This is a genomic window from Marinobacter caseinilyticus (assembly GCF_011074955.1).
Lineage (GTDB): Bacteria > Pseudomonadota > Gammaproteobacteria > Pseudomonadales > Oleiphilaceae > Marinobacter > Marinobacter caseinilyticus.
Genome location: NZ_WUQJ01000025.1, coordinates 1 through 9,254, shown reverse-complemented (window position 1 = coordinate 9,254; position 9,254 = coordinate 1). Strand labels below are relative to the sequence as shown.

At 59.8% G+C, this 9,254-nt stretch carries 7 protein-coding genes; 1 reads left to right on the top strand and 6 read right to left on the bottom strand.

The window, feature by feature from the left end; translation table 11 throughout:
• On the top strand, positions 1 to 312 hold a 312-nt coding region (locus GRX64_RS13625), incomplete at its 5' end, for an IS3 family transposase (RefSeq protein WP_166266528.1).
• Here GRX64_RS13625 and GRX64_RS13620 read toward each other — a convergent pair.
• The 6 genes from GRX64_RS13620 to GRX64_RS13595 all read right to left on the bottom strand — a co-directional run bounded on the left by GRX64_RS13620 (position 309) and on the right by GRX64_RS13595 (position 8,528).
• Positions 309 to 611: a hypothetical protein gene (locus GRX64_RS13620; RefSeq protein WP_166268175.1), complete on the bottom strand. Its 303-nt coding sequence runs from the start codon at positions 609 to 611 to the stop codon at positions 309 to 311. The genes GRX64_RS13625 and GRX64_RS13620 overlap by 4 nt on opposite strands.
• A 1,033-nt stretch (positions 612 to 1,644) precedes the next feature.
• Positions 1,645 to 2,070, bottom strand: coding sequence for a hotdog fold thioesterase (locus GRX64_RS13615; protein WP_166268173.1), 426 nt, complete (start codon positions 2,068 to 2,070; stop codon positions 1,645 to 1,647).
• A gap of 249 nt (positions 2,071 to 2,319) precedes the next feature.
• The gene (locus tag GRX64_RS13610) at positions 2,320 to 3,735 is read right to left on the bottom strand and encodes an aldehyde dehydrogenase family protein (protein WP_166268171.1); all 1,416 of its coding nucleotides are present in this window, start codon (positions 3,733 to 3,735) and stop codon (positions 2,320 to 2,322) included.
• Positions 3,736 to 3,808: 73 nt separating this feature from the next.
• Positions 3,809 to 4,915, bottom strand: a complete 1,107-nt coding sequence (locus GRX64_RS13605; protein ID WP_166268169.1) for a zinc-binding dehydrogenase — start codon at positions 4,913 to 4,915, stop codon at positions 3,809 to 3,811.
• A gap of 221 nt (positions 4,916 to 5,136) precedes the next feature.
• Positions 5,137 to 6,321, bottom strand: coding sequence for an acetyl-CoA C-acyltransferase (locus GRX64_RS13600; protein WP_166268168.1), 1,185 nt, complete (start codon positions 6,319 to 6,321; stop codon positions 5,137 to 5,139).
• Positions 6,322 to 6,434: 113 nt separating this feature from the next.
• A complete protein-coding gene (locus GRX64_RS13595; RefSeq protein ID WP_166268166.1) occupies positions 6,435 to 8,528 on the bottom strand; it encodes a 3-hydroxyacyl-CoA dehydrogenase NAD-binding domain-containing protein in 2,094 nt (697 codons plus the stop codon).
• Between the last annotated feature and the right edge of the window lie 726 nt (positions 8,529 to 9,254).

Below are 9,254 nucleotides of genomic sequence, written 5' to 3'. Positions count from 1 at the left end.
ATGGTGCATTCAGACCAGGGCAGTCAGTTCAGCGGCGGTGAGTGGCAAAGCTTTCTGAAGGCCAATCATCTGGTAGGCAGCATGAGCCGGCGTGGTAACTGTCATGACAACGCCGTGGCTGAAAGCTTCTTTCAGCTACTCAAGCGGGAACGAATTAAACGACAGATCTATCCGACACGGGAAGCTGCCAGGCGCGATGTGTTCAACTATATTGAGATGTTTTACAACCCGAGGCGCCGACACGGCACGAGTGATAATCTGTCGCCGGTAGAGTACGAGCGGCGTTACTTTCAGAGCCTGAGCGGTGTCTAGAATACCGGGGGCGATTCATCTATTATCTTTTTCACCAGCTCGGCATGGTGTTTCAACGCCTCTTTTTTGACGCCATCGTCAATATCCTGCTGCACCAGATGCTGCAGAAAACCAATTGCGTTTTGAGGCGTAGACTGATAAAGGCGTTCTAGTTCATGCAGTCGCGTCTCCAGTTTTTGGAGTCTACTTTCCAAGTCGCTAGCGTACTTTTTAACACTCTCGAGCTCCTCTCTTATGGAGTCGTTTTCGACCTGATTTTTTGATTTATAGGGTCTACCGTCTGAGCCACGCAATATCATTACTCACCTCGCTAAATGTTGGGATAGCCTCTTGGTCTGGCTTCCGTGACGCCAGAGCAGCGACATTCTTCTTCCCCTCGTCTCGCCTGCTTCTTGGCTTGGCCAAGCGCCAAACGCCCGGCTCACGCGCCGATTGGTTTGTAGTAAATTGGTACAGATTTATTTGTAAGGCTCTCCATGACCTTTTTGCGCGCCAAAATTAAATCTGTTTCAGTCGTCTAATCATTATCGAGGCTAGACATTGCCTTTTATCTCCATAAGTTAAGACTAAAAGGCAACCTGCGCCCTCAAGTTATGGCTTCAATCGTTAAAAATAGATCTATCCCCGTTTTCCGTTAATCATCGCCTCGTAATGGTCATCGAAATCACTGTACAAGGACGAACACCGTCTGGCTGGGTCGGGTTCTACTAAATTTAATACTTAACAAGGGCTTAGCCCAAAATTTTCTGCCCCACTCTGTAATTGCATGCCTACTCGACTTTATCCAATCAATAACACTGCACAGTTATAAATTTATAGGGGTCACATGCTCATGTTTAGTCCTAGCACATAGACCAGCCTCAATATCCCGACTCAAACGCCTTGGCAGAAATGATTCAAAATTAAATCGATCTGGCGTTTTTAATTGCATCAACGCTTTAACGAAGAACACGCACTTGGCAATCAAACAGAGACACAGGGAAATGAACCGGCGTAAAGAATCGTGCATGGCGGTCGTCCCTGAGTCGCGTGGATGAGGTCACTGGCTGTGTTCCGGGAATCCGCCAGGGTGTTATGCGGCGTATTCCAAGCCGTAGACTGAAGTGTAGCTTGCTAATGCACATACACCAGACGATTTCACAGAGGGTTACAAAACCACGTTGGTGTCATACACCGGACGAGAACCGGGGTGGGTCTGTGGCTGGTCGGTGGGTCATGGGGCTGGGGAGGTGTTGCGCTCGTCCGTGAGCGCCGGAAATCGTGGGGGGGGGGGGGGTCGGAATTGGTCTTTGCGCCGGGGTGAGACAAAGCGCTTCACGCATGTGCCGCTGATCAACGGGTGTCAATCACTGCCATGGTAATGCGCGATATGCACACCGGTTTGCCGTCTTCGTTCTCGATGCGGATTTCCCAAACCTGGGTGGAGCCGCCGATGTGCAGCGGTTTGGCGACGCCGTATACCCAGCCCGAGGCCACGGAGCGGATGTGGTTGGCGTTGATTTCGAGGCCGACCGCCGCTTTGCCTTCGCCGCGCAGGCAATGGTTGGCGGCAACGCTGCCGAGGGTTTCCGCCAGCACAACCGAGGCGCCGCCGTGCAGGATACCGGCGGGTTGTATGGTGCGATGGTCCACGGGCATCCGGGCCTTCACGAAGTCGTCGCCCACTTCCAGAAACTCGATGCCCAGGTGCTGCAGGGCCGTTTGCTGGCTGCGCTCAGTCATGCCTTCCAATGTGGGCCTGTCGGTCCAGATACTCATGCGTTTTCCTCTGTGGTTAACTAAATCGTTAGCTCAATCGTCAGTTCAATAACACGCGCGATCGTTGGTCAAAGGGTTAGCTCAACGGTTCGGTCAGTGGTTATGGGCGTTCGTCAGGGGCAGCGTTGATAAACAGTGCGGTGTTGGTTGCCACACTGCTTATAGCTGCTTATAGCTGCACCTCATACGTGCATCGCGCCGGTCTCGGGCGTTTGCACGGCAGGCTTCACTTTTGCACCGCAGGCTTCACTACAGCTGCAGGGCGCGGACTTCCAGAAACTCTTCCAGGCCCCATTTGCCGAATTCCCGGCCAATGCCGGAATGGCCAAAGCCACCGAAGGGGGCCAGCGGGTTGAACGCGCCCCCATTGACGAACACCTGGCCGGTGCGCAGCTTGCTGGCAACCGCCTTGGCTTTGGCCTGATCGGCGGACCAGACCGCGCCAGACAGGCCGTAGTCGGTGCCATTGGCGATGCGGATGGCGTCCTTCTCATCCTTGTAGGGGATCACGCACAGCACCGGCCCGAAGATTTCTTCCTGGGCAATGTGGCTGTCGGGTTTAACGTTGCCAAACACGGTGGCCTGCACGAAGTACCCCTGTTCGCAGCCCTCCGGGGCGTCCGGGCCACCGGCCACCAGGGTGGCGCCTTCCTGGATGCCCAGTTTGATGTAATCCACCACTTTGTCGCGCTGCTTGGCCGACGCCAGGGGGCCGAGGCGGGTGGTTTCGGTCAGCGGGTTGCCCGGTGTCATTTTGGCGACGGCTTCGGCCGCCAGCTGACAGGCTTCGTCGTGCCGGTCCGCCGGCACCAGCATGCGGGTTAACGCGGTGCAGGTCTGGCCGGAGTTCAGCAGGCAGTTGTTGACGGTGCCTTTGACGGCGGTTTTGAGATCGGCATCCGGCAGGATCACCGAAGCCGACTTGCCGCCCATTTCCAGGGCGAAGCGTTTGAAGTCGTCGGCGGCGGCCTGGATGATCAGGCTGCCGGTCATGGTGGAGCCGGTGAACGACACCATCTGCACGTCCGGGTGTTTGATCAGGGTGTCACCGACTTCCTGCCCCAGGCCGCACACCATGTTGAACACGCCTTTCGGCAGGTCGGTGCCGTCCAGGATGTCCGCCAGGATATAGGCGCTCATGGGCGCAATTTCACTGGGCTTGAGCACGATGGTGCACCCGGCGGCCAAGGCCGGCACCACTTTCAGGATGACCTGATGCAGCGGGTAGTTCCACGGCGTGATACAGCCCACCACACCGACCGGCACCTTCTGGACTTCGGAATTGCCGACCTGCTCGGTGAAGGGGAAGTCCGGCAGCATCTTGAGGTAACTGCCGGTGACGGTGGCCGGCAGGCCGGCCTGGATGCCGGTCGCCAGTTTGATCGGCATGCCGACTTCGCGGGCGACGGTCTCGGCGATCTCGGGGGCGCGGGCTTTCAGGCCCTCGTGCAGCTGTTCCAGCACTTTGATGCGCTTGGCCAGTGGGGTCTCGGACCAGTCTTCGAAGGCATGGCTGGCGGCCTCAATGGCTTCCTCCATGACGAGGCGTTCAGACGACGGGACCTTTGCGATCACGTCGCCCGTGGCGGCTTCGTGCACGTCGATGCTGTCGCCGTGCCATTCAACCCATTGACCATCAATGTAGTTTTTCACCAAATTGTTCATGCTCTGTCTCCTTTGGGTCTTCGTGTCCGGCCCTGGTTTTATCAAAAGGCTGTTTCAAAAGCTTTTTCAACGCTTATTCAAAAACGATCACGCCCCGGGCGTTTTTACCGGCCACCATGTCGTCGAACGCCTGAGGGGCTTCCTCAACGCTGTAGGTGCGGGTGACCAGCTCGTCCAGTTTGAGCTTACCGGCCTTGTAGAGCGCGATAATTCTCGGGAAATCGTGCTGTGGTCGGGCGGAGCCCAGCCAGCTGCCCTTGAGCGTACGTTCATCCGCAGGCAGCGACAGGGTGCCAATGCTGGTTTTGTCTTTCGGGTCGGCGACACCCACCACCACGGCGGTACCGCCCCGGCCCAGGCATTTGTAGGCCTGCGCCACCACGGCGCCGGCACCGACGCACTCAAACGCGTAATCGACCCCGCCGGTGAGCTTTTTCACGGCCCTGGCGACGTCTTCCACCTCATTCGCGTTGATGGTGTGAGTGGCACCGAATTGCCGCGCCATCTCGAGTTTGCCCGCGTGGGTGTCGACCGCGACGATCATCTCGGCGCCGGCGGTCTGGCAGCCCTGGATGGCATTGAGCCCCACCCCGCCAACACCGAACACGGCGGCCCGGGAGCCCGGTTCCAGCTTGGCGGTGTTGAACACCGCACCAACCCCGGTCATGACCGCACAGCCCACCAGGGCAGCATTTTGCAGCGGCACGTCCTGTTCGATTTTGACCGCGTTGTCCACGTGCAGGGTGGCGTATTCCGCCATCACACCGCAGGCCCCGAAGACGTTGAGGTCGTTGCCGTCGGCGTCGGTGGTCCGGACCGTGCCATCGGGCAGGGTGAACATCGCCTTGCGCGCGTTTTCACAGAGCACCGGCCGGCCGCGGACGCATTGGCGGCATTTGCCGCACATGGAAATGAACGAGCTGACCACATGGTCGCCTTCCTGAAATTCGGTGACGCCTTCGCCCACTTCAATCACTACCCCGGCGGCTTCGTGGCCAAGCACCAGCGGCGGCGGGTACTGGATTTTGCCGGTCGCGGCGGACAGGTCGCTGTGGCACACGCCGCAGGCGGCGACCTTGATGGTGATTTCATTGCGTTTGGGGGCGGCGACCTGAATGGTCTCAACCTGGATCGGCTGATCCCAGGCCCGACATACCACGGCTCTGGCTTCGCGGCTCATGTTGTTCTCCGGTTAGGCTGTCTGAATGGTTAAATCCTACCACTCTGGACCGCCCACGTATCGTGGAGCGGTCCCTCGCTCGGATGTCGCTGAATGCTTACGGGCGCTGACGCTTTCGTGACGCTGAAGCTCTGGTAGCGCTGATGCTCCAGTAACGCTGAGGGCTCTAATGACCCACAGGCCGGGCGAACCACGGGATCGGCCCGGGTTCGCCGTGTCGGTCAGACCACTTCAAACAGTCCGGCCGCGCCTTGGCCGCCACCGATGCACATGGTCACCACCACGTACTTCGCGCCCCGGCGCTTGCCCTCGATCAGGGCGTGCCCGGTCAGGCGTGAGCCGGTAACCCCATAGGGATGACCGATGGAAATGGAGCCCCCGTTGACGTTGAGCTTCTCCATCGGGATGCCGAGCTTGTCGCGGCAGTACACCACCTGCGAGGCGAAGGCTTCGTTCAGTTCCCACAGATCGATGTCGTCCATGGTGAGGCCGTTACGGGCCAGCAACCGGGGAATGGCGTACACCGGGCCGATGCCCATTTCGTCGGGCTCGCAACCGGCGACCGCAAAGCCACGGAAGATGCCCATAGGCTCAATGTTGTTCTTCTGGGCGTAACTGCCGTCCATCACCAGGCACACTGAGGCACCGTCCGACAGCTGACTGGCGTTGCCCGCAGTCACAAACTGCTCAGGCCCGCGGACCGGCTCCAGCTTGGCCAGGCCCTCAAGTGTGGTGTTGGGACGATTGCACTCATCGGTGTTGAGCGTGACCGCTTTGGTGCTGACCTCACCGGTTTCCTTGTCTTTCACCATCATGGTGGCGTCAAAGGGTACGATTTCGTCATCAAACTTGCCGGCCTGCTGCGCGGCGGCGGTGCGCTGCTGACTGATCAGGGCATACTCGTCCTGAGCTTCGCGGCTGACACCGTAACGTTTGGCGACGATGTCGGCGGTTTCGATCATCGACAGGTACAGTTCGGGCTTGTTCTTCATCAGCCAGTCGTTGGTGGCGCGGTAGCTGTTGAGCTTGTCGTTCTGCACCAGACTGATGGATTCCACCCCCCCGGCCACCATGGCGGGGACTTTCTCCGACAGCACCCGCTGCGCCGCCAGGCTGATGGCCTGCAGGCCGGAGCTGCAGAACCGGTTGATCGACATGCCGGCGGTGGTGGCGGGCAGGCCGGCGCGGATCGCCGCCAGTCGGGCGATGTTCTTGCCCTGGGCACCTTCGTGGAAGGTGGCGCCGAGAATGACGTCTTCGACGATGGCCGGGTCAATGCCCGCGCGCTGGATGGCGTGCTCAATGACGTGACCGGCCAGGTCCACGCTGTGGGTGTTGTTCAGGGCACCGCGATAGGATTTGCCAAGACCGGTACGAGCGGTCGATACGATAACTGCGTCAGACATAAACACTGTCCTCTTGGTTGACGTCGATGGGGCGCCCGGAATGCTGGCACACTACCCGCACAGCAAACGTACGGCCGCCATCAGGCGCGGCGACCGTCTCCGGGCCGGGGGCGTTACAGCTCGCCGAAAGTCTTGCCGTCCGCTGCCAGACGTTCCAGCAGGGCGGCGGGTTTCCACTGCTTGCCACCCACGGTGTCGTGGAATCGCTTCACGGTGTCGTAAATGGTTTTCACACCGACCTGATCGGCCCAGAACATCGGGCCACCACGGTAGGCCGGGAAGCCATAGCCGTAAATCCAGGTGATGTCGATGTCCAGCGGCCGTGCCGCCACGCCCTCTTCGAGGATCTTGGCGCCTTCGTTGACCATCACGTACATGCAGCGCTCAAGGATTTCCTGATCGGTGATCTCCCGGGGCGTGATGCCCTGCTCCTTGCGGAACTCGGCAATCAGCGCGTCGACGTCCGGATCGGGGATGGGCTTGCGGTTGCCTTCCTCGTACTTGTAGACGCCGGCCTGGGTTTTCTGGCCCAGACGGCCCTGTTCGGCCAGCTTGTCGAGCCAGCTGGCGGGGATGTCTTCGCCGTTTTTGCGACGCTCCTTACGAATGCTGTAGCCGATGTCGATACCGGCCAGGTCCGACATCGCGAACTGCCCCATGGGAAAGCCGAGGTCGGTCAGGACCTTGTCCACCTGCTGGGGAGTCGCGCCTTCGTTGACCAGGGCGGTGGCTTCTGCCCCGCGCTGATGCAGCATCCGGTTACCAACGAAGCCGTAGCAGTTGCCCACCAGCACACCGACTTTCTTGATGCGCTTGGCCATGGCCATCACCGACGCCTTGACCTCATCGGAGGTCTTGCTGCCGCGCACGTTTTCCAGCAGCTTCATCACATTGGCCGGGCTGAAGAAGTGCATGCCCACCACGTCTTCCGGGCGCTGGGTGGCGGAAGCGATCTCGTCAATGTCCAGGGTGGAGGTGTTGGACGCCAGAATCGCGCCGGGCTTACACACCTTGTCCAGCTGGCCAAAGATCTCTTTTTTCACCGCCATGTTCTCGAACACCGCCTCGATCACCAGATCGACGTCGCTGAAATCGGTGTAGGCCAGGGTCGGGCGAATCAGCGCCATGCGCTCTTCTACCTGATCCTGAGTGATACGGCCTTTTTTGGCGGAGTTTTCATAATTTTTGCGAATGATCGCCACACCTTTATCAAGCGCTTCCTGTTTGACTTCCAACAGGTAGACCGGGATGCCGACGTTAACAAAGTTCATCGCGATGCCGCCGCCCATGGTGCCTGCGCCAACAATGCCGACGCTGTTGATGTCGCGCACTGGGGTATCGGCAGGCAGACCTGGGACTTTCGACACTTCGCGCTCGGCGAAGAACGCGTGCACCAGGCCCGCCCGCTGGGGCGAATCCATGCATTCCATGAACAGCTCGCGCTCACGCTTCATGCCGTCGGCAAACGACAGTGTGAAGGCCGCTTCCACCGCATCCACACACTTGAAGGGCGAGAACAGGCCTCGGGCTTTTTTAGTCAGCCCGGCACGGAACTGCTCGAACACGTCACTGCCTTTGTCGGCGGCGAGCTGGTCGTTCAGGTCGCGGACGCGGCGCACCGGAAGGTTGTCCGCAACGACCTCGCCAGCAAAGGCGAGGCCCACCGCGCGAGCATCGTTACCCAGCTCGACAGCATCGACGATGCCGGCCGTCAGGGCGTCGCCGGCAGACACAAAGTCACCGGTCGTAATCATCTCCAGCGCCTTCCGGGCGCCGGTCAGCCGGGGCAACCGCTGGGTGCCACCGGCGCCGGGCAGCAAACCCAGCTTCACTTCCGGCAGCCCTACCTTGGCGCTGGCCAGCGCTACCCGGTAGTGGCAACCCAGTGCCAGTTCGAGGCCGCCGCCGAGGGCGGTGCCGTGAATGGCCGCCACAACCGGCTTGTCGCTGCTTTCGACGGCGTCAATCACGGCCGCCAGACCCGGCTCCTGCATGGGCTTGCCGAATTCACGAATATCCGCCCCGGCGACAAAGGTACGGCCATCACAGACCAGCAACAGGGCCTTGGCGGCGTCATCGCTCTGGCCTTGACTCAAAGCGCTCATCAGGCCGGAACGCACCGCGTGGCTGAGTGCATTGACGGGCGGGTAATTAACGGTGATGACACCGATCTCGCCTTCGCGGCTGTACTTTACGACTTCGGACATAACGCCTCCTTTTTTGACTCGGCAGGTGACTCACAGGGTGAACCGGTAACGGTTGACCGACAAACCCGCAGGCGGAGCAGTTGCCTGCCCCGTATCAGGGGGAAACCTGAGCCACTGTTGAATTGTATTTTTCGAAACCGTGTTTTATATAGCGAAACTGATAGCTCAATGTACTACGACCATTTACGTTTTTTCAACTCAATTCAAAATAGGTGGTGCTTATTGCCACTAATACAACGCCAGTGGCAAATATGGCCACGCCTCTGCCGCACACTAAAGCCAAAATCACAGGCGGATGAATCGCCGACGGTCACCGAAGACGGCTACCGGCAAATGATGACCGCTACTAATAACTGTAGCCGATGCTTCAGCTTCGGAGCAGGCCCCGGCCTGCCGGGGTGATGATCTGGGCCCTGGCGGGGTGATGATCAGGGCCCTGCCGGGCCCCCCGAAGCTGAAGCGTCGGCTACAAAAGCCAGGCGACCGCGTCGGCTGGGAGATTCCCGCAAGGCATGGCAGTGCTGCCCGGTAGCGTGGGCGACTGGTGACTGGGGTCAGCCAACGGCGGTCTGTGGCCTGGAACCTCCAACCTGCGACCTGCGACCTGCGACCTGCAACTGTAGCCGATGCTTCAGCTTCGAAGCAGGCCCTGGCCTGCCGGGGTGATGATCTGGGCCCTGCCGGGCCCCCCGAAGCTGAAGCGTCGGCTACAAAAGCCAGGCGACC

Bases quoted from the DNA above. Each gene is read 5' to 3' on its own strand.
- GRX64_RS13620 (WP_166268175.1), bottom strand. From the start codon at position 611: ATGATATTGCGTGGCTCAGACGGTAGACCCTATAAATCAAAAAATCAG.
- GRX64_RS13615 (WP_166268173.1), bottom strand. From the start codon at position 2,070: ATGAGTATCTGGACCGACAGGCCCACATTGGAAGGCATGACTGAGCGC.
- GRX64_RS13610 (WP_166268171.1), bottom strand. From the start codon at position 3,735: ATGAACAATTTGGTGAAAAACTACATTGATGGTCAATGGGTTGAATGG.
- GRX64_RS13605 (WP_166268169.1), bottom strand. From the start codon at position 4,915: ATGAGCCGCGAAGCCAGAGCCGTGGTATGTCGGGCCTGGGATCAGCCG.
- GRX64_RS13600 (WP_166268168.1), bottom strand. From the start codon at position 6,321: ATGTCTGACGCAGTTATCGTATCGACCGCTCGTACCGGTCTTGGCAAA.
- GRX64_RS13595 (WP_166268166.1), bottom strand. From the start codon at position 8,528: ATGTCCGAAGTCGTAAAGTACAGCCGCGAAGGCGAGATCGGTGTCATC.